17 protein-coding genes are annotated in these 19682 nt (G+C 56.6%); 11 read left to right on the top strand and 6 right to left on the bottom strand.

The annotated features are described in order from the left end of the window. Positions 1–55: 55 nt before the first annotated feature. Together ACMG4M_RS07805 and ACMG4M_RS07810 are read left to right on the top strand one after the other, a co-directional pair. Positions 56–3535 (top strand): hypothetical protein, encoded by a 3480-nt coding sequence (locus tag ACMG4M_RS07805; RefSeq protein ID WP_414431080.1) that lies wholly within the window; start codon positions 56–58, stop codon positions 3533–3535. A gap of 20 nt (positions 3536–3555) precedes the next feature. Next, entirely contained in the window at positions 3556–4503 is a 948-nt protein-coding gene (locus ACMG4M_RS07810) for an Ig-like domain-containing protein (RefSeq protein WP_414431081.1), read from the top strand. Here the strand turns inward: ACMG4M_RS07810 and ACMG4M_RS07815 are convergent. Then, entirely contained in the window at positions 4465–4761 is a 297-nt protein-coding gene (locus ACMG4M_RS07815) for a hypothetical protein (RefSeq protein ID WP_035249593.1), read from the bottom strand. The two genes, ACMG4M_RS07810 and ACMG4M_RS07815, sit on opposite strands and share 39 nt — an antisense overlap. A gap of 149 nt (positions 4762–4910) precedes the next feature. Between ACMG4M_RS07815 and sthA the strand changes: the two genes are divergently transcribed. After that, positions 4911–6308 carry a Si-specific NAD(P)(+) transhydrogenase gene (gene sthA, locus ACMG4M_RS07820; RefSeq protein WP_414431082.1) on the top strand — a complete coding sequence of 466 codons (1398 nt, stop codon included), beginning with the start codon at positions 4911–4913 and terminating at the stop codon, positions 6306–6308. Positions 6309–6472: 164 nt separating this feature from the next. Here the strand turns inward: sthA and smrA are convergent, their stop codons facing one another. Further along, a complete protein-coding gene (gene smrA, locus ACMG4M_RS07825; RefSeq protein ID WP_414431083.1) occupies positions 6473–7072 on the bottom strand; it encodes a DNA endonuclease SmrA in 600 nt (199 codons plus the stop codon). A 90-nt stretch (positions 7073–7162) separates the two neighbouring features. On the opposite strand from smrA, the gene ACMG4M_RS07830 reads away from it, so the two are divergent. Continuing rightward, positions 7163–7486, top strand: a complete 324-nt coding sequence (locus ACMG4M_RS07830) for a hypothetical protein (protein ID WP_156964908.1) — start codon at positions 7163–7165, stop codon at positions 7484–7486. A 347-nt stretch (positions 7487–7833) separates the two neighbouring features. Here ACMG4M_RS07830 and ACMG4M_RS07835 read toward each other — a convergent pair whose 3' ends face one another. Continuing rightward, entirely contained in the window at positions 7834–8592 is a 759-nt protein-coding gene (locus ACMG4M_RS07835; protein ID WP_035249600.1) for a glutathione S-transferase N-terminal domain-containing protein, read from the bottom strand. A 287-nt stretch (positions 8593–8879) separates the two neighbouring features. On the opposite strand from ACMG4M_RS07835, the gene ACMG4M_RS07840 reads away from it, so the two are divergent. Together ACMG4M_RS07840 and ACMG4M_RS07845 are read left to right on the top strand one after the other, a co-directional pair. Further along, complete coding sequence (locus ACMG4M_RS07840) at positions 8880–10091, top strand: acetyl-CoA C-acetyltransferase (RefSeq protein ID WP_272962981.1); 1212 nt, start codon at positions 8880–8882, stop codon at positions 10089–10091. Positions 10092–10120: 29 nt separating this feature from the next. Continuing rightward, positions 10121–12286 carry a 3-hydroxyacyl-CoA dehydrogenase NAD-binding domain-containing protein gene (locus ACMG4M_RS07845; protein ID WP_272979832.1) on the top strand — a complete coding sequence of 722 codons (2166 nt, stop codon included), beginning with the start codon at positions 10121–10123 and terminating at the stop codon, positions 12284–12286. 76 nt (positions 12287–12362) lie between these two features. Here ACMG4M_RS07845 and ACMG4M_RS07850 read toward each other — a convergent pair whose 3' ends face one another. Continuing rightward, on the bottom strand, positions 12363–12773 hold the full coding sequence (locus ACMG4M_RS07850) for a VOC family protein (protein WP_272974961.1): 411 nt from the start codon (positions 12771–12773) through the stop codon (positions 12363–12365). A 68-nt stretch (positions 12774–12841) separates the two neighbouring features. Between ACMG4M_RS07850 and ACMG4M_RS07855 the strand changes: the two genes are divergently transcribed. Together ACMG4M_RS07855 and ACMG4M_RS07860 are read left to right on the top strand one after the other, a co-directional pair. Further along, positions 12842–13657 carry a PPK2 family polyphosphate kinase gene (locus ACMG4M_RS07855; RefSeq protein ID WP_035249608.1) on the top strand — a complete coding sequence of 272 codons (816 nt, stop codon included), beginning with the start codon at positions 12842–12844 and terminating at the stop codon, positions 13655–13657. 9 nt (positions 13658–13666) lie between these two features. After that, positions 13667–15190, top strand: a complete 1524-nt coding sequence (locus tag ACMG4M_RS07860; protein ID WP_290518950.1) for a Na/Pi cotransporter family protein — start codon at positions 13667–13669, stop codon at positions 15188–15190. 9 nt (positions 15191–15199) lie between these two features. Here the strand turns inward: ACMG4M_RS07860 and ACMG4M_RS07865 are convergent, their stop codons facing one another. Continuing rightward, entirely contained in the window at positions 15200–15595 is a 396-nt protein-coding gene (locus ACMG4M_RS07865) for a response regulator (RefSeq protein WP_052043042.1), read from the bottom strand. A gap of 253 nt (positions 15596–15848) precedes the next feature. Here ACMG4M_RS07865 and ACMG4M_RS07870 point away from each other — a divergent pair, with 253 nt between their 5' ends. Together ACMG4M_RS07870 and purU are read left to right on the top strand one after the other, a co-directional pair. After that, complete coding sequence (locus ACMG4M_RS07870; RefSeq protein ID WP_272974958.1) at positions 15849–16868, top strand: AraC family transcriptional regulator; 1020 nt, start codon at positions 15849–15851, stop codon at positions 16866–16868. 24 nt (positions 16869–16892) lie between these two features. After that, entirely contained in the window at positions 16893–17765 is an 873-nt protein-coding gene (purU, locus tag ACMG4M_RS07875; RefSeq protein WP_035249612.1) for a formyltetrahydrofolate deformylase, read from the top strand. Between the two features lie 121 nt (positions 17766–17886). Here purU and ACMG4M_RS07880 read toward each other — a convergent pair whose 3' ends face one another. Further along, a complete protein-coding gene (locus ACMG4M_RS07880) occupies positions 17887–18558 on the bottom strand; it encodes an outer membrane beta-barrel protein (RefSeq protein ID WP_035249613.1) in 672 nt (223 codons plus the stop codon). A 60-nt stretch (positions 18559–18618) separates the two neighbouring features. Between ACMG4M_RS07880 and rlmM the strand changes: the two genes are divergently transcribed. Continuing rightward, positions 18619–19680 carry a 23S rRNA (cytidine(2498)-2'-O)-methyltransferase RlmM gene (rlmM, locus tag ACMG4M_RS07885; protein ID WP_272962354.1) on the top strand — a complete coding sequence of 354 codons (1062 nt, stop codon included), beginning with the start codon at positions 18619–18621 and terminating at the stop codon, positions 19678–19680. Positions 19681–19682: the final 2 nt, after the last annotated feature.

Below are 19682 nucleotides of genomic sequence, written 5' to 3' on the forward strand. Positions count from 1 at the left end.
GGATCCAGATTAGAACAATAACGCCAGGCACAAAAAAGCCTGCAAGGAGCACAACATGCGCCACACTGCGCTTTGGCAAACCCTTGCGGGCTGCGCCCTTATTCTCGCAGCCGTCACCTCCCAGGCAACCGTTTACAAGATCGAGACCACGGACGATGTGGCCGTTTCTGCAGATCGTGTCATTTATACAGAAAATGATGCCCCCGATTTCACTCCGGCAGATAGCTATTACCAGGTGACAGCAGCATCCAGCGGTGGTTTGTGCACTCTGCGCGAAGCCATCTATGCGATCAGTTACCAAGTCAGCGTCGGGGCCTGTGAGGCGGGTACTGGTAATGACACCATTCGCTTGCTTGAAGGTGAGACGTACCTGTTGACCGAAGGGGAGCTTCCCTTGGGGGGCAGGAAAATCAAGTTTATTGATCAGACAAAAGAAGTTCTGGACCCCGAATGTACTATAACAGCCCAAAATGACTGTCTAGTAGAGATCGTTGTGAAAGTGCCTGTCGATCTTAATGAGGGCGATGACACTCCTATTTCGCCGAGTATCAGAATTGATGTGTTTCTGGACAGCTTTGAAGAAGCGGAAGACAAGGAAAAGCCGGTCATCTCGGCGGGCGGCAACAGCCGCCTGTTCCTGCTGGAGCGAGGTTCGCTGACGCTGAGTAATCTTGTTCTGCAGGAAGGCTCGGCGAATCATGAAATCGATCCGGCAGACCAAAATGGTGGGTTGATCCTGGCTCGGGGTGGGCTCGGCTTAGCAGAGAATGTCGAGTTGCGTGGAGGCCAAGCGGTCAACGGTGGCGCGGTATACCTTGAGAACGGTAGCAATCTGGACTTTCCGGAAAGCACGCTGTTCGAAGACAATGTGGCCAGCGGCAACGGTGCCGTGATAGCAACGTCTGCCGAATTTGATGGGGAAATTACCGGTCACCGTTTTTACATGGCAGGTAATGAATCGGAGTCTGATGGTGGCCTGTTCTATCTTGATGGAGATGAAGACCAGCAGATTCTTTTTGATCTGACGAATGGAACTATCACCAACAATAGTGGTGGCGTGATTCAGTTGGTAGCGCCAAAGCACCAGCTTGTGCTGCAGAATATGACGATTGTTTTCAACGAAGGCTTGGCGTTGCATCTTGACGAAGCTCAGCTGGATGTGCCGACCGACCCGAATGCAGATCCGCCTGAAGCTTTCAGTACCGCTTTTATCTTCAATACGGTGCTGGCGGGTAACAGCGCTGGCGCTTGTGCGGGTACTGCGCTGGATGGAATTGACGATGCCGATGCCACCCTGCTTTACACCATTACCGACGATGCGACATGCCCCTTGCCGCGGGAGCAGACCGAAGGGACGCCGGTGACACTGGACCCGAACGGGGCAACGGCTGAAGTACTGCTTGGCTGGAATGAGGCAACGATGAGTCGTGTCACTTGCGTGGGGACCGGCTCCGGAGCCTGCATGCCGATTCCTGCCGAGGAGCTGGGCGGAAATTTTCCTGGCTTTCTCCCTAACCCGGAACCCGCCGGGTTGGATACGACAATACCGGAGGCGACTCCCAGCCTGTTCGATCGCGGTAACCCGGAAACGGTAGATCAATGTGCCAAGGAAGACATGCGCGGTCAATCGCGGGGTGGTGCTGGTGGACGTTGTGACGTGGGCGCGGTGGAATTTCTGCGTGCACTGGCGCAACCGGATGAGATTGATCTGATTAGCGGCCGGACAGTACTCGGTGATGTGCTGAAAAACGACAGAAATGACACCATGGTGGATTGTGGACGTCTGGAACAGATCATTATTGATGAAGGCACCTGCCCGGCCATTGATAGTGCCTGTCTTGAGCAAGAAGTACTCGAACGTTGCATGACGATTATTGTTGCCCCTGAGCGTGGACGGGCATCAGTGGAAATTGATGACCAAGGCTATCCTCGTATTCGTTATTCCCCTGACAGCAGTTTTCACGGCGTAGACCAGATTCGTTATGTGGTTTCCCGGCATGCCTTTGCCGGTGGCACCGATATTGGTCTGGATCAGAGTGAAATCGCCAATATGGTGGCGCAACCGGCCAGTGGTCTTACAGAGTCCAAGAGCATTCTAGGTGGCAACAGCGGCGGTTCTTTTTCAGTCCTGGCATTTTTGACGTTGATCGCTAGTGGCCTGCTGCGTCGGTGGCGTTCAGGGCTTGTTGCCCTTGCTGTTATGCTATCGGGCACAGTGTTGGCAGCTGATATTGAAGTGAACTCCCTGCTCGATGATAACCCCTCCATTACCAACGATGGCCTGTGCACCTTGCGAGAAGCGTTGGCCAATGCGGCCACTTTCAGTAGCCCGGATTGTGATTTCGGTGCCAAAGGCGAAGACCGCATCCTGCTACCTGCTGGTGATATCCATCTGGAAGGCACCCTGGTCATCCAGGGGGGCAGTGTCGAGTTGGTCGGCAAGGGTGTTCGCAATGATGATGATGCAGAGCCGGATGCTGAAGACACCATTACCCGAATTATCGGGGATGGGCAGAGTCGATTGTTCGAAGTGCGAGCGCCAGTTAGCAATGGCCATCCCAATGTATTGTTTCGCTATCTCCAGCTGGAAGACGGTAATGCCTCAGTGCCTGGAGGTACCCCCGTTGGTGATCAGGGATTTGGCGGTGCAATCATTACCGGCGGCTCCGTGGTTTTCGACCGGGTTGTACTTCGCAATAACCGGGCAGACCGTTCCGGCGGGGTTATCTATGTACGGGCCAACGCCGGCAATGAAAAGCAGGTGTCCTTCAATCGTGCCTATGTGACAGGTAATGAGGCGTTGCAATCCGGTGGTGTTATGGCAACCACAGCTCAGAATGGAGAGAGTTTCCGGTTTGCCGCTGTTGATACAACGTTTGAGAACAACCATGCTGACGTTGAGGGCGGCGCCTTTGATTTGAATATTCCAACTGGCAATTTTATTGCATTTTCCAACAGTACCTTTGTGGATAACAGTGCACCGAAAGGCTCGGCCCTGGATCTCAGCGGCGTGGATATTAATGTCCGTCTGATGAATCTGACCTTCGTGAATAATGCTCCGGGAAATGGTATTGAACTGGGGGATTCTGAAGCCTCGGTCAGCCTAGCAAACAGTATTGTTGCGGCAAGTGGAGCCAGTTGCTCTACAGGTACCGGGGAATTGCGCGATAGCGTTTATAACCTGTTTTCAGACGCTGCATGTACGGCAAGTGGTACAGATGAGAACAATGATGATGGGGAAGGTGGAACCGCGGGCATGTCCACTGACCTTGCCGTTGAGTCGGGTAGTTCTACGGACTATACGCCTCCGTATCTCGTTGCTGCTGATCTCAACGATGCATTAATCATTGATGCTGGCAACGAAGACGATCTGCAATCTGGTACCTCAACCCCGCTGCGATGCCGTGCCACGGATTTGCGTGGTATTGCCAGGACGTCCGGGGGGAGTGCGACCGTGGGGCATTCGAATATCAACAGATTACCGCTTCTGATGATGAGGCCAATAACCAGCGTGCTCCAGACCGCCGTGTCCTGATAGACGTCTTTGATAATGATTTGCCGAGTGATGGAGCCGAGATCCAGCTACTTGATGGAAATGGTGCGTTACTGGACGACAGGTTCGTTTTCACTCCGGCACAATTTGATATTGTCGGCGGGGAAGAGGAGGTCAATCCGGCGGCCGGCTCTTACACGTATGACTCAGCGACCCGCCGTTATGTTCTTGGTAGTAGTGGATCCCAAGCCGATGGCACCACCATTGAGTTTGTCTGGGAATTTTACAGCGAATCGGTTGATGGCTATGACGTGAAATGCGGCGATCCGCTTCCTCAGCGTTTTATCAATCGCAATCCGGACAATTACGATGATGGAGATGTGGCCGAAAATTGTATCGTCCTGTTCACTCCTTCAAACCAGGGCTTCATTCCAGATTCAATAGATCCAGCCAAGGATGCAGTTTGTGAAGCCCTCAATGATGATGAGAGAGACACGCCTCGGCTGGTTTTCCTGTACAACTTTGAAGACAACGCGAACCCGGCCCAGCAGTCCTCAGATGCTTCTGTCAGCATGAGTATCACCAACAAGGCACCGAGTATCACTGGGCAGACCCGCAGTAGCCGTCCTGGTGAATCGGTAACCTTTAAGATTACTGCTGATGACCCCGATGGTGACGCGAGTTCCATCAATTGGCCAACGCTTAGAATCAAGGATGAGCCTAATTTTACTAAACGTAGTAATGAAACGGGTAGCGCTCAGGGCACGGGGATAATCATAAATTCTGACGCACGCACCGTGACATACATCCCTGATAGCAACTTCAGTCCGTTCAAGGACCGCTTCACTCTGGAAGTGGAGGATTACTGTGGTAGTACGTCAGCGGCAGCCACCTTCACCATCACATACCCGGGAGAACAGGAAGACACCAGCGCTGGAAGCTGGAGTCTCGGCCTGTTCTCCAGCCTGCTATTACTGTTTTGGCGCCGCCGGCGCCTTGCGGCGGCGTAGCAGGCTGCGCCGCAACAGCTCCCAGATCAGCCCCCCGGCCAGCATGCTTGCTAGCAAGAGCAGCAATTTGGGGATGTCCACCAGTGTCCAGAACAGGATGTCGATGCTGGTGGGCTCCAGATTCTGAAGCACGATAATTGATACCAGTATCACTGCCAGAATCTGCAGGGCCCCGATCGGGTGGGCCACCAGCCAGCGTCCTGTCGTTTTGCCGCCACGGGCCAACTTCGAGGGCTTTTGTTCGCTGCGCTCTTCCATGTCAGGCTCCTGTTATTGAATTGAAACGATTCTTTCCTCTATCCCCACCATGCCAGTCTTGGCCAACATGGTCAGGCCTCTGCTTTGGTCTTACTCGTGCGAGCGAGGGGACATGCCTATAATAGTGCTGTCGTGGAAAGGAGAAGTGAATGGATATCAGTGCGGGTTGGGATCTGGTGGTGATCGGTAGCGGGCCGGCCGGTGAAGCGGCGGCGATGCAGGCGACAAAAAAAGGCCTGCGAGTGGCCATTGTCGAAGACCAGAAGTCCCTGGGCGGCAACTGCACACATTGGGGAACGATCCCTTCCAAGGCGCTTCGTCATCTGGTCCGCCAGGTGATCCGTACCCAGCGCAATCCGTTACTTCGCGGCATCATCAATCCCAGAGAAGTCCGCTGGCAGGACCTGATTGTCAGAACCCGTGAGGTGATCGATTCCCAGGTCCAGGTGCGCACGGATTTCTATATCCGCAACCGGGTGACGGTGTTTGGTGGAAGGGGTGAGTTGCTTGGCAACAATGAGGTGAGGGTGGAAGACCGGGAAGGGCGGCTGCATCTGTTGAAAACCCGTAACGTGGTGATTGCTACCGGCTCAAGGCCCTATCACCCGGAGGATGTGGATTTTGATCATCCCCGTATCTACGACTCCGATACCATTCTCACCATGGACCATACGCCGCGCCATATCATCATCTATGGGGCGGGGGTGATCGGCTCGGAATATGCCTGCATCTTTACCGGTCTGGGGATCCGGGTTGACCTGGTGAATTCACGGCAGCATCTGCTGGATTTTCTGGATACGGAAATTTCCGATGCGCTCAGTTATCACCTGCGCGAGCAGGGCTGCACCATTCGTCAGGATGAGGAGTACCAGCGGGTTGTTGCCGACGATGAGGGCGTCACCCTGGAATTGCATTCCGGCAAGAAACTGCGCGCTGACGCCTTGCTTTGGTGTAATGGTCGCTCCGGCAACACTCAGGACATGGGGCTGGAAGCCGCCGGGCTGAAACCCAACAACCGCGGGCAATTACAGGTCAATGAGCGCTACCAGACCGAGGTGGAAGGTATTTATGCCGTCGGCGATGTGGTGGGTTGGCCATCTCTTGCCAGTGCGTCCTATGATCAGGGCCGTTTCTGTGCGGCGGCCATTGCTGGCGATGAAGTACGGCAGGTGACCGACGTGCCTACCGGGATCTATACCATTCCGGGGATCAGTAGTGTGGGGCGTAACGAGCAGGAGCTCACCGAAGCCAAGGTGCCCTATGAAGTCGGGCAGGCCTTCTTTCGTAATCTGGCCCGCGCGCAGATTACCGGTGAGCGGGTGGGGATGCTGAAAATCCTGTTTCACCGGGAGACCCTGGCGGTGCTGGGTATCCATTGCTTCGGCTATCAGGCCATGGAAATTGTCCACGTAGGGCAGGCCATCATGCGCCAGCCCGGTGAGCTGAACACCCTGGAGTACTTCATCGACACCACCTTCAACTACCCGACCATGGCGGAAGCGTATCGGGTGGCGGCGATCAACGGGATTAACCGGATAAGAAGGTGAGGGTTGAATTGATAATTGAGAATGGATAGTTGATAACGGCGCGGAATAGGCAAGGCAGCTAATTAGAGTGCTGGAGGCCGCGTCCCAAAGTAAGGTCGCGGCCTCCAGCGGTTAAGTACCCAAAGTCTGTTGGCGCGTAGTTATCAATTATCCATTCTCAATTATCAACTGCTTCTATTGTTCTTTCCCGCCTCCATAAAGAACTCCCTATTGCGCTGCCGTGACTGACTGCTTTTTCTGATCAGCACATAGGTGGCGCCGCTGCCGCCTTGATTCTGTGGGGCGGAATGGAAGGCGAGTACCAGCTGACTCTCCTCGAGCCAGTGCATTACGTAGCTTTTCAGGAAACCGGGACGCTCGCTGTGTACGCCTTTACCATGGTTGATCAGCACGGACCGCAAGCCCTGTTCGTGGGCTTTCATCAGAAAGGTCTGCATTCGGTCACGGGCATCCATCAGGCGTACCCGGTGCAGATCCAGCAGATCCTGGGCATCGTATTTGCCCAGTCGCAATTTACGGTACACCCCTTCCTGAACACCGTTTTTCTTGACTCCGACAATGTCGGTGGGGCCAATCCGGGGGACCTGTTCCGGCACGGTGAGGGGATTGCGATCCTGGCGATCGTCCATGGCGGCGGCGCGGCGCAGCTGTTCGCGCAGACTGTTTGGGCGCTTGGACCGGGGCTGGGTCGCGCGATTATCCGGTTTCATCGGTGTCACATCCGCCATTTCCTGGCGGAACAGATCATCGTCATTGGTGGCCATGGAACTGCTCCACAAAACCCGTTAGTTCATGCTTGCATGGTACACAAAGCGGGCAGAAACTGGCAGTGAGACCCTTCCCGAGAGGTAGTTATGGAACGACGACGTTTCCGCAGGCCTCGACTGAGACTGAATGTCCGGGCTTCCATCGATCGAAAACCGGTGGGGCATATTCTCAATCTGACTGACGAGGGCCTGTGCCTTACCGGGCGTGGTACGCCACCTCAGGGCAGCCAGTCACTACTACTGCAATTACCGCTAGCTTTATCGGGCCACCGTGAATTGACAGTGATGGCGGAACACCGCTGGCATGATTATTTGCCCAATGGACACTGGCGAGGTGGATTCAAACTTCTGGCGGATGAGAACACGGCTGCGGCACTGACCACTCTTGCCAGCCGTTACGGCGATAATTAGCCAAAACGAGAGAGGGGCTTCATCCATGAAGCCCGGTTTTCAGACCTGGAAGCGAATGCTCCCGAGATGGAACCTGTTTCAGTAAGGACGCGAATCGCGGCTTTCGCGCGAGTCACTTTTGTCCTCTGAATCGTGCCGATGACGTTTTGCATCACGTTTGCGACGTTCACGTTCAGCGCGCTTGTGTTCTTCGTTCCAATCGTCCGGTTCATAGTCATCAAAATGTCGACGACCCATGGTGCTACTCTCTTTACAGAATTAAAGGGGGTTCTCAGTGCTTTATATAGCACTAATCCGGGGAAGGGAGAAGTGTCCGGCACACCATTTGTTGATGCGCCGGGTTGCGATTATCGACCGTAAGTCTGATCCAGGTAATCCAGAATGTCCGCGGATTCGAATAGTTCTGCGCCAGTATTGGGATCTACCAGGTAGGGAACGGCGATGCGGCCGGCCCGTTCCATCAGGGCAATTCGGTTCCGCTGGCGGGGTGCGTAGTCATCAAGAAGGCGTCGACGTAGCGGCGGCAGCACCCAGTCTTGCCACTGATCCCGGCCGCACTGGCGGAGCAGGTAGGGCAGTTGCAGCTCGGTGAGGCGTTCGCGGACCAGCCTGGCAAAAGGGCTGGCTTCGAACGAGTAGAGTTCCAGTGCCTGTTCCGGCACCTGGCTGTCCTGGGCGCGTAGACCGCGGGAGGCGCGAGGGAGAGAGGCGGACACCGCCGCGGCCGTGCGCAGGCTGCGAACCAGCCAGCGGCGCGGCGCCGGGCGGCCGCCGTATTCCCGGTACAGGTAGTCGATGATGTCGGCGGATTCGTAAAGGGCGGCCCCGGTATTCGGGTCCATCAGATAGGGGAATTGCTGACGCCCACCCAGGCGTTCCACCAGCGGGCGGTAACGCTCACCCCCCTTGGGGCAGGGGAAAATCACTACATCCAGGTCCAGATCCGTCAATGCTTCGCGAACCAGGCGGCAAAACGGGCAGCCTTCCATGTCATACAGTTCAAGGGGTTCCTGGGGTGTCTTGCGGTGGCCTTTGCTGGCAATGCCGCGACCCTGCTGCAGGGCGGAAGCGGCCAGGGAGCGCAGCACCTCGGTGTTATGGGACATAGCGAATTCTCCTGAAACGAATGTCCGGACCTTACCATCTCTCGAGCGACTCGCATTGGCCCTCAAGACGCCTTGCATATCAAGCGGTTAACCACTGCCCGTTCCGCTCACCCAGGCTGTTAACTCCTGTCATTGAGTGACGGGCGCGTGTAGGGCAATCTCTGCGGTCTACATTTGGCCGGTACCTGTCACTTTGTTGCGCATGATTGAACCCATGCACTGACAGGTGCCGCCCTTCACAACCCGTCAGCTGAGCTGACATCTGCCTGAGGCAAGAGGAAGGTTCCATGACCGAAGCCTATATTTACGATGCCATCCGTACTCCCCGTGGTCGGGGTAAAAAAGATGGCTCACTGCATACGGTGAAGCCGCTGGACCTGGTGGTCGGCCTGATCGATGAAGTGAAAGCCCGTTTCCCCAATATGGACACCAACCGTATTGATGATCTGTTGTTGGGCGTGGTTACCCCGGTGGGTGATCAGGGCGCCTGTATCGCCAAGACTGCGGCGCTGGCTGCGGGTCTGCCGGATACTGTGGCAGGTTATCAACTGAACCGTTTCTGTGCTTCCGGCCTGGAAGCGGTGAACACCGGTGCCCAGAAAGTGGCTTCCGGTTGGGATGATCTGATTCTGGCGGGTGGTGTGGAAGCCATGAGCCGTATTCCCATGGGCTCTGATGGTGGCGCCTGGGCCATGGACCCGGTTACCAACTACAAGACCGGTTTCGTCCCCCAGGGCATCGGCGCTGATCTGATCGCCACCATCGAAGGCTTTTCCCGCCGTGATGTGGATGAATTCGCTGCCGAATCCCAGGCGCGGGCTGCCACTGCCTGGGAAAAAGGCTACTTCGGAAATTCTGTGGTACCAGTGACAGACCTCAACGGCCTGACCGTACTGGATCGCGACGAGCACGTTCGCGCCGGCACCACCGCCGATGGCCTTGCCGGTCTGAATCCGTCTTTCGCCATGATGGGCGAAATGGGTGGTTTCGATGCGGTGGCTCTGCAGAAATACCACTGGCTGGAAAAGATCGATCACGTCCATCACGCCGGTAACTCTTCCGGCATCGTGGATGGCGCGTCACTGGTCGTGCTGGGTAACGAGCAGGTTGGCAAGGATTACGGCATGAAGGCTCGTGGCCGTATTGTCTGCACAGCGATCAGTGGTGCCGATCCGACCATCATGCTGACTGGTCCGGGCCCGGCTGCCAAAAAGGCACTGGCCAAGGCCGGCCTGAAGGCTAGCGATATTGATCTGTGGGAAATCAACGAAGCGTTCGCCGCCGTGGCCATGCGCTTCATGAAGGACATGGACATCACCCCGGATGTGACCAACGTGAATGGCGGTTCCATCGCCATGGGCCACCCACTGGGTGCCACCGGCGCCATGATCCTGGGCACCGCGCTGGATGAACTCGAACGTCGCGACAAGAAGTACGCGCTGTGCACCTTGTGTGTGGGCGGTGGCATGGGTATCGCCACCATCATTGAGCGTCTGTAAACCGCGTCGAACGAATTCGGAGAAAGAACATGAGTGAACAAACTGCAATCCGTTGGGAACAGGACGCGGACAACATCGTTACCCTGATTCTGGATGATCCCAACCAGTCCGCGAACACCATGAACGAGCTGTACGGCAAGTCCATGGCAGCCACCGTGGAGCGTCTGGAAAAAGAGAAAGACAACATTGCCGGGGTGATCATCACCTCCGCCAAGAAGACCTTCTTTGCCGGCGGTGATCTGCGTGACCTGCTTAAGGCGAAAAAGGAAGACGGCCAGGTTTTCCTGGATAACGTTACCGAGATCAAGCGTCAGTTGCGCGTGCTGGAAACCCTCGGCAAGCCGGTTGTGGCTGCCCTGAACGGTACGGCTCTGGGTGGCGGTCTGGAAATCGCCCTGGCCTGTCATCACCGTGTTGCCATCAACGACAAATCCGCCCAGTTCGGTCTTCCGGAAGTGACCCTGGGTCTGCTGCCCGGTGGTGGAGGTGTCACCCGCGTGATCCGCATGCTGGGTATCCAGGATGGCCTGATGAAAGTGCTGATGCAGGGCCAGCGCATGAAAGCCGACAAGGCCCAGAAAGTGGGGCTGATCGACGAGCTGGCTGTTGACCGTGACGAGATGCTGGCCAAGGCCCGCGAATGGGTCAAGGCCAATCCCAAAGCCCAGCAGCCCTGGGATCAGAAAGGTTACAAGATCCCCGGTGGTGACCCCAAGAATCCCAAGTTCGCCATGAACCTGCCGGCGTTCCCGGCCAACCTGAAGAAGCAGATCAAGGGCGCCAATTATCCGGCACCGCTGGCGATCATGTCTGCGGCCGTGGAAGGGGCCCAGGTGGATTTCGACAATGCCTCCACCATTGAAGGTCGCTACTTCGTGTCCCTGGTTACCAGCCAGGTGGCCAAGAACATGATCACCGCCTTCTTCTTCAACCTGCAGGCGATCAACGCCGGTGCCAGCCGTCCCAAGGATGTGCCGAAATTCCGTGCCGAAAAAGTCGGTATCCTCGGGGCCGGCATGATGGGCGCGGGCATTGCCTATGTGACCGCTCGCAGTGGCGCCAAGGTTGTGCTGAAAGACATCTCCCAGGAAAACGCGGACAAGGGCAAGGATTACTCCCGCAAGCTGCTCGACAAGGACATCTCCCGCGGCAAGATGACCGAGGAGAAGAAAGAGCAGATCCTGTCGCTGATCCATGCCACGGCAGATGCCAAGGATCTGGACGGGGTGGACTTCGTGATCGAGGCGGTGTTCGAAAGCACCGAACTGAAGCACAAGGTATTCCAGGAAATCGAGGATGTGGTGAAGCCGGATGCCGTGCTTGGCTCCAACACCTCATCTCTGCCGATTACCGGCCTGGCCAAGGGTGTGAAGAAGCAGGATAACTTTATTGGTATCCACTTCTTCAGCCCGGTGGACAAGATGCCGCTGGTGGAAATCATTTCCGGCAAGGACACCAGCCCGGAAGCGCTGGCGAAAACCTACGATTACTGCCAGCAGATCAAGAAGACCCCCATCGTGGTCAACGATGCCCGCGGTTTCTTCACCACCCGCGTGATCGGCACCTTCGCCAACGAAGGGATTGCCATGCTGGGTGAAGGTATCAATGCCCAGTCCATTGAACAGGCCGCCATGCAGGCCGGTTACCCGGTAGGCACGCTGAACCTGATCGATGAGATCAACATGGAAACCGCCCTGAAGATCGGCAAGGCGGCCCGTGACGATGCCAAGCGTGAAGGTCAGGAACTGCCGCCCGAGCATCCGGCAGAAGTGGTCATGAAGAAAATGGTCGAAGAGCTGGATCGTCCCGGTAAAGTCCAGGGCAAAGGCTTCTACGAGTACCCGGAAAATGGCAAGAAGCACCTGTGGCCAGGTCTGAAAGACGCTTTTGGTGGTGACAAAGAGATTCCGTTCGAAGACATCAAGGAACGGATGATGTTTGTTGAAGCCATCGAAGCAGTGAAATGCTTCGACGAAGGGGTTATGGAATCTGTGGCCGATGCCAATATCGGTTCCATCTTCGGTATTGGCTTCCCGGCCTGGACCGGTGGCGTGATCCAGTACATCAACCAGTACGAGGGTGGTCTGCGTGGTTTTGCGGCCCGCGCCCAGGAGCTGGCCAAGTTGTATGGTGATCGCTTCAACCCGCCGGCTTCCCTGGTGGAGAAAGCGGAAAAAGGCGAAATCTACAAGTAACGTAGGTTCCGCCTGATAAAAAAGCCCGGCCCTGTGCCGGGCTTTTTTATGTCTACACGTTGATGTCAGTCGTCAGCTAGCGGGGTCCCACCCAGAAATGCGGGTTGCAGGCTACCTCCCACAGGTGACCATCCGGATCGGCAAAGTAGCCGGCGTAACCGCCCCAGTCGGTGGACTGTCCGGGCTTGATCAGTTGCGCACCGGCTTCCTGAGCCTGGGCCAGTAACTGGTCGACCTGCTGTGGGCTTTCCACATTGTGTGCCATCGCTACGCCACGAAAGCCCTGATCCGATGGCGCAACGCCGGCATCAGCGGCCAGCGCATCATGACCGAACAAGCCCAGCCAGGTGCCGTTCAATTCAAAGAACGCCACGGGCGCTTCGTCCGGCATGGGGCGGCGGGGCAGGCCGAGACCCTGCTCATAAAAGCGGATCGCCGTCGCAAGGTCATTGACGCCAAGGGTGATCATGCTGATACGTGGTTCCATGAAAATCTCCTGTTTGCCTGGCTCACGCTGCCCTTTATGCTCAATACGGTATACCCAAGGGAGTGCGCATGGAACTGGACCGCTTTGGTTGGCCGTCAGGGCCCACCCTCAACGTACAAAGTTTACCCACTGATTTCAGGGAACCACCGCAACAGGATCTCGATACGGTGCTGGACGGTCTGCACGAATACCAGCGGCGCCTGTTTGCCAATCGACGTCACGGGGTGCTCCTGGTGGTGCAGGGGCTGGATGCTGCCGGCAAGGACAGCCTGATTCGCACCCTGGCCCGGGCCATGGATCCGGCCGCGTTTCGGGTACATGGGTTCAGTCGACCGCTGGGTGAAGAGGTGGATCATGATTTTCTCTGGCGGGTTTGGCGCCACCTGCCGGGCAGGGGGGAAGTGGTCGCCTTCAATCGCAGCCACTATGAATCGGTGTTGGCTGAACGGTTGTGGCCGGTCACCGAACACAGCAGTGATGACTGGCCGCTGAAATACGAGGCCATCAACGCCTTCGAGCAGCACTTGCACCGGGAAGGAACCCGGATCATCAAGATCTGGCTGAATACCTCGCAGGAAGAACAGCGTCGCCGTCTCTTAAAGCGCTTGGACAAGCCCCGCAAACGCTGGAAGTTTGACGCGGCGGATGTGGAAAGCTGGCTGGCAAGAGACGCCTATCTATCGCTGGTCAACGAGACCCTCGTGCCAACCCATACCCTTCATGCTCCCTGGCATCTGATTCCCAACGATGACAAGAAAAATGCCAGAGCCGCGGTGGCGGCGTTGCTCCTGGATACGCTGAAGGAGCTGGCGCCAGAATACCCGCAGGAAGATCCCCAGTGTATTGAGCACTATCGGCAAGTACTGACGAAAAAGAATGATTGAGCCGCAGCGATGAACAGTGTGCTGACAATGATTGCCGGGCTGGGTCTGTTTCTGTTTGCCATGCAACTGGTGGAACAGGCGGTGCAGACCCTGTTCAGCGAAAAGGCTTCCCAGTGGCTGCAACGGTCCACCAACACCACCCTGAAAGGGGTGGTGGCAGGGGGCCTGATTACAGCAGTGATGCAGAGCAGTTCTCTCGTTGGGTTATTGGTGCTGGCATTCGTGTCGGTGGGGATACTCCCTCTGCGCCATGCCATGGCGGTGATGCTGGGCGCCAATCTGGGCACCACAGTAACCGGCTGGCTAGTAACGCTGCTGGGCTTCAAACTCTCGCTTTCTGCGGTCAGCCTGCCGCTGGCGGGGGCCGGTGCCCTCTGTTATGTGCTCCTGCCGAAAGGCATGTGGCGTTCTGCCGGCCTGTTTTTGCTGGCTTTCGGCTTACTGATCTTTGGTCTGGATACCATGAAGGTGGCGGTGGAAGGCGTCGGCCAGCGCTTTGATGTGAGCTGGCTGCAAGGTTATCCACCGGTGCTGTATCTGCTGGCCGGGGTGTTGCTGACGGCCATCATCCAGTCTTCTTCTGCAGCCATGCTGATTACGCTATCGGCGCTAAACGGCGGCTTGATTGCCTTGCCGGAAGCTCTGGCGCTGGTGATCGGTGCGGACCTGGGGACTACCAGCACCTTGCTGCTCGGTGCGATCAAGGGGTCCGTGCAGAAGAAGCAAGTGGCGGCGTTTCATGTGCTTTATAACGTGGGAACGGCGTTGCTGGCCTTTCTGCTGGTGATGCCCGTGTGGCCACAGGTCTCGGGCTGGTTGGGTATCGATGATCCGTTATATGGCCTGGTGGCCTTCCATACTGGCTTCAACTTGATCGGTATTGTGGTGTTTGCGCCGTTACTGGGTGTTATGGAGCGAGCGATTGAAGCGCATATCGGCAAGCGAGGGCATCATGATCTGTTCGCGGATATCAGCCCGCAATCGGTAGAGCCTGCGCTGTTGGTGCTGGCACGGGAAACCGGCATTCTCATTGATCGGGTCAGGGATTATTGCCGGAACCCACTGCAGGGACGTTCCCTGTCCCGCTTCTTTGAGGAATATAGTCAGGTCACGGATCTGGAAATGCAGCTGGCAGACTATGCCAATCGGTTGGCCCAGCAGCCCATGACTGAGGGACAGGAGCAGCGCCTGCAACGTTTGCGTGCCAGGGTGCGTGAAGCGGTTTATGCCTTGAAGGCGCTGAAGGATGTGGCGGATGACCTGGCGCTACTGACAGAAAGCCATGATCCCGGTTTGCAGGGCTTCAGTGAGCAGATCCTGCGAGCGTTGGACAGGCTCTACCAGGCACCACCCTGCGCGGACCTGGCGGCCCAGCACCGGCAGGCCATGGAGCAGCTGCAACGTGAGGCCTATTCGTTGGTGGCAGATGCCCGTATGCGGGGTATCAGCGTATTGAATCTGGCGAGAGAAGTGGATGAAAGTGGGCGCCACTGGTTGCGAAGTCTGGCGGTAATGGATGATGCGACTGAGTAGAGGCAGGGGTCAGGCTGACGCACCGGAGGGAGTCAGGTTGCTGCAGGCTAACTGGGTGAAGGCGACTTCCAGCCAGCGCCGTAACTCACTGGGGCGCAAGGGTTTGGGCATCAGTGTCTCGCCGCCGGCATCCAGGCATTGCTGCTGGTAGGCCTCACTGTGGTTGCCGGAGATGAACAGGATGGGGGTCTGGCCATTCTGGTTGCGGATTTCCCGAGCCACACTGAAGCCGTCCAGTATCGGTAGTTCCACGTCCAGAATCAGCAGGTCCACGTTCCGTTGCCGATAAAGGCGCAAGGCTGCCTCACCGTCGGCTGCCAGCACATATTCATGGCCCAGCTCTTCAATGATGCGGCAGATGATCAGACTGACAGCTTTATTGTCTTCGACAACGAGAACATTCATGACTGATTTTGTAACGTAACGGCAAGCCGATAACAAGAGTGAATGTCACGTCAAGGCAGTTTTCGTTGCGGTAAAGTACAATCGCAGGTCTGCCCAGGGTAAACAGTGTGTTAATTACGGTCAGTTTCTTTATTATGATGGCCCGTGAACGGTCCTGCGGAGAGATGCGGAACGGGTATCATTGAAGATCACGATACTGGATTCTGATAGAGACAGCTTTTTGGCATTGCCAACGGTGTGAGGGTGGCGGTCGATGTACCAGCGCAGAACAATCAATATCAATCGCGTAGTGAAGTTGCTTCAGGGGGCAGGGCGGTCCGGTGCCAGTATCCCTGATCTGCTTGATCAATGTGATATTCCTCGGCAATTGCTGGATGATCCGGACGGCACCATCGAGCGCGACACCTTTATCAAGATGATGCTGCTGATTATGCAGCAGACCCAAGACGAGTTTCTCGGTTTCGGGCAGGGGCGCAAATCCAAGCCGGGCACATTTTCAATGATGGCCCACGCGGTGATCAACTGCCCGACCCTCGGGGCGGCCATTGAGCGGGGTATTCGTTTTTACGATCTGTTCGAACTGAGCATGCATTCCCGGATCGAGCGGCAAGGAGACATCGCCCGGCTGGTCGTCAAGGCGGACCCGCGCCTGGATTTTAGGGAAGTGATCATCGAGACGTCCCTTTTTGTCTGGCTGCGTTTCATGAGCTGGCTGGTGGGCAAGGCTATTGAACCCCAGCTGGTGAAGCTGGATTACACCGATGTGAGAAACGATGAGGAACACCGTTTCCTGTTCGATTGCCCCATCGAGTACAGTGCCGACGAAAATGCGGTGAGTTTCCGTGCTGACTTTCTCGACCTGCCCCTGGTGCAGAACGAGCTGTCTCTCTCCAAGTTCCTCAAGGATTCCCTGGCCCAGTTGTTCGATGGCAATATCCACAATGTGGGCTTGCCGGCGCAAATCCGGGCGATCATTTCCAACGAGTACGGCAACAGTTTCCCCGATTTCACGGAAATCTGCGGTAAACTGAACATGACGCCGCAAACCCTGCGCCGCCGGCTGAAAGAGGCCAATACCAGCTACCAGGAGATCAAGGACTCCATCCGCAAGGATGCGTCAGTCTATTACCTGTCCAAGCCGGATCTGAGCATCGATGAAATTGCCCTGTTGATGGGCTTCAGTGAAGCCAGCTCTTTCCACCGTGCCTTCAAAAAGTGGACGGGCAAGACCCCATCCAGCTTCCGCAAAGAGCATTTCGGCGTTAGTCATTAATCTGCCCGATTACCAGGACCCGCAATGACAGTGCAAGACGCCAATACGGCCCGCCTGCTGGTAACCTGCCCGGACAAGCCGGGTATTATCAGCGCCGTCAGTACCTTTCTGTTCAACCACGGTGCCAACATCACCGATTTCGATCAGCACTCCAGCGATGCGCGAGGTGGCACTTTCTTTTTGCGTCTGGAATTCCAGACGCCGGAGCTGGATTGTTCCCGGGACGCTCTGCGTAACAATTTCGCCAGCCGTGTTGCCGAACCCTACGGTATGCAGTGGCAGATCAGCTACGCCAGCGAGAAAAAGCGCATGGCGGTGCTGGTGTCACGCCATGACCACGTGATCATGGATCTCTTGTGGCGAACCTCGCGGGGCGATCTACCAGCAACCATCCCCATGGTGATCAGCAACCATGAGGATTTACGCGGTGAAGTGGAGCGATTTGGGATCGACTATCACCATATTCCAGTGAACGGCGATAACAAGGCCGAGGCGGAGGCCAAGGCGTTGGCGCTGTTGGACGGACAGGTGGACGTGATCGTGTTGGCCCGCTACATGCAGATTCTTAGCAGCGAGTTTGTTTCACACCATCCGCATCGCATTATCAACATCCACCATTCCTTCTTGCCTGCCTTTGTGGGCGCCAACCCGTATCAGCAGGCCCACGATCGTGGCGTCAAACTGATCGGTGCCACCAGCCATTATGTGACGGAAGATCTGGATCAGGGCCCGATCATTGAGCAGAACGTGCAGCGGGTCAGTCATCGACATTCCGCTGACGAGCTCAAATCGCTGGGTCAGGACGTGGAGCGGCAGGTAATGCTGCGGGCAGTACGCTGGCACCTAGAAGACCGGGTCATCGTTGATGGCAACAAGACCGTGGTGTTTGTGAAGTAACAGCAGAGGGTCATCTGCTGTGGTATGAAAAGGTGCCTGACTTGTTGGAGCTTTGCGAGCAAAGCGAAGGCCGGTTCCAGGCGCTGCGCCTTGAAAGCAAGGCTCCAACCGCGTTTACGGGTCAGTTGGAAAAGCGAATCCCAACACCGAAGGAGCCAAAGTTTTCGGATTCCAACTGCGTTTGGCGATAATCTGCAGTGACAGACAGCTTGTCCAGTACCGGGATGGCTAGCCCCACGCTGATATAGGGGGCGATACCGCTTTGACTGTCGTTAGTTGGGGCTTCGTTGACGGTGGCAACGGTGTCGGAATTATTGTCGAGGAATGCGCGTTGCTGGCTGTTTTCTAGCTTGAAATCGTAGATATAGGCACCGCCTTTCAGATAGACCCAACGTTTGGTTTGCCAGACAACACCCACCGTAATGCCGTTAAGGCGTAGTGAATTCTCTTCGCTGATCCTAACACTATCGATGGGGGTTCCATTGATCGGGGTTTCATTGGACTCTGGTGCACGCTCAAACTGACGGTCATTCGAGTCTTCGCTGTTACGTAGGAAGCCCGCCTCCAGTCCCAGCCTAGAGTTTCCGCCGATATCCACACTGTTGAGCCACATTCCCAGGCGAATATCCAGCCCGTCGGTGGTATCAAAGCCATAGGGGGCCAGGTCGACACGTAGCATCTGCGCCTCGGCGTAGAAATCCACATCCGGTGGTGCCAGTTCTTCTTCGGCGTGTATAAAAGGGGAGAGCAGGGCAGCGCCAAGGCCCAGGGTCAGCGGCAATATTGTTTTCATTATTGATCCAGCCGTTGTGATAAGGACAATGTGCCACATTGTAACCAGCGCGAGACCAACATGCACAGTGACTTGCAGCACGCCCATGATGAAACCCTGCTGGGGTTGTGCCGCCCCGGGTTCGAGAACGACCTGGCTGCGGAGCTGAACTACCATGCGGCAGAGCAGATGGTTGGCGGTTATCCGCGTACCGTACCGGATAGCGGCTATGTGCTCTGGCACAGTCAGCAGGGCTCGATGGCGGCACTGCTGGGGAGCGGGCTGATTTTTGCCCGTAGCCTGAGCCTGGCCGAGGGCCAGTTCGTGGATATCGGCGATGACCGGATTGCCGAACTGTGGCCGCTTCTGAAGCAGGCGGCCCCTTTCAGCGAGGTGTTTCTGGAGCATCCGGACACCAACGAAGGTCGTGAGATGCAGCGCTTTCTGCGCGGCTTTCGCAAGGCGCTGGAGCCACGCCTGAAAAAGGCCGGCCTGTTGAAACCCGGTGCCCGCCAACGGGTGCACCTGTTCTTCAGTGATTCCCACAATGGCTGGGTGACCAGCAGCCCGACCGCTGTACCGTTGGTCGAAGGCGGGGTGCGACGGCTGAAATTGCCGGCGGAAGCCCCCAGCCGCTCCGCGCTCAAGGTGGAAGAAGCGCTGATCCGCTTCTTCGGCAGCACCGACAGTCTCACAGCGAAAACCGCCGTTGATCTGGGCGCCGCCCCGGGCGGCTGGAGCTGGCAACTGGCCCGGCGTGGCATCAAGGTGCAGGCCGTGGATCACGGTAAACTCGATACCCGCCTGATGGATGAATATCCGGTGGAGCATATCCACGGTGATGCCTTTACCTGGCGGCCCCGAAGCAGTGTGGATCTGGTGGTCTGCGATGTGGTGGACAAGCCGGCGCGGACCCTGCAGCAGATGGAAAAGTGGCTCACCCAGGGCTGGTCCAAAGCGGCGCTGTTCAATCTCAAGCTGCCCATGAAGCGCCGTTTCCAGGAGGCCTGGCAATTACTGGAAAAGCTGACTGCTGCCATGGAGCGCCATGAGCATCTGGGGGTGCCCGAGATCAAGGCGGCACAGCTTTACTACGATCGTGAGGAAATTACCGTGTGGGCAGCGTTCCACCGGGACTACTGAGC

The organism is Alcanivorax sp. IL3, from assembly GCF_047495465.1.
Taxonomy (GTDB): Bacteria; Pseudomonadota; Gammaproteobacteria; order Pseudomonadales; family Alcanivoracaceae; genus Alcanivorax; species Alcanivorax jadensis.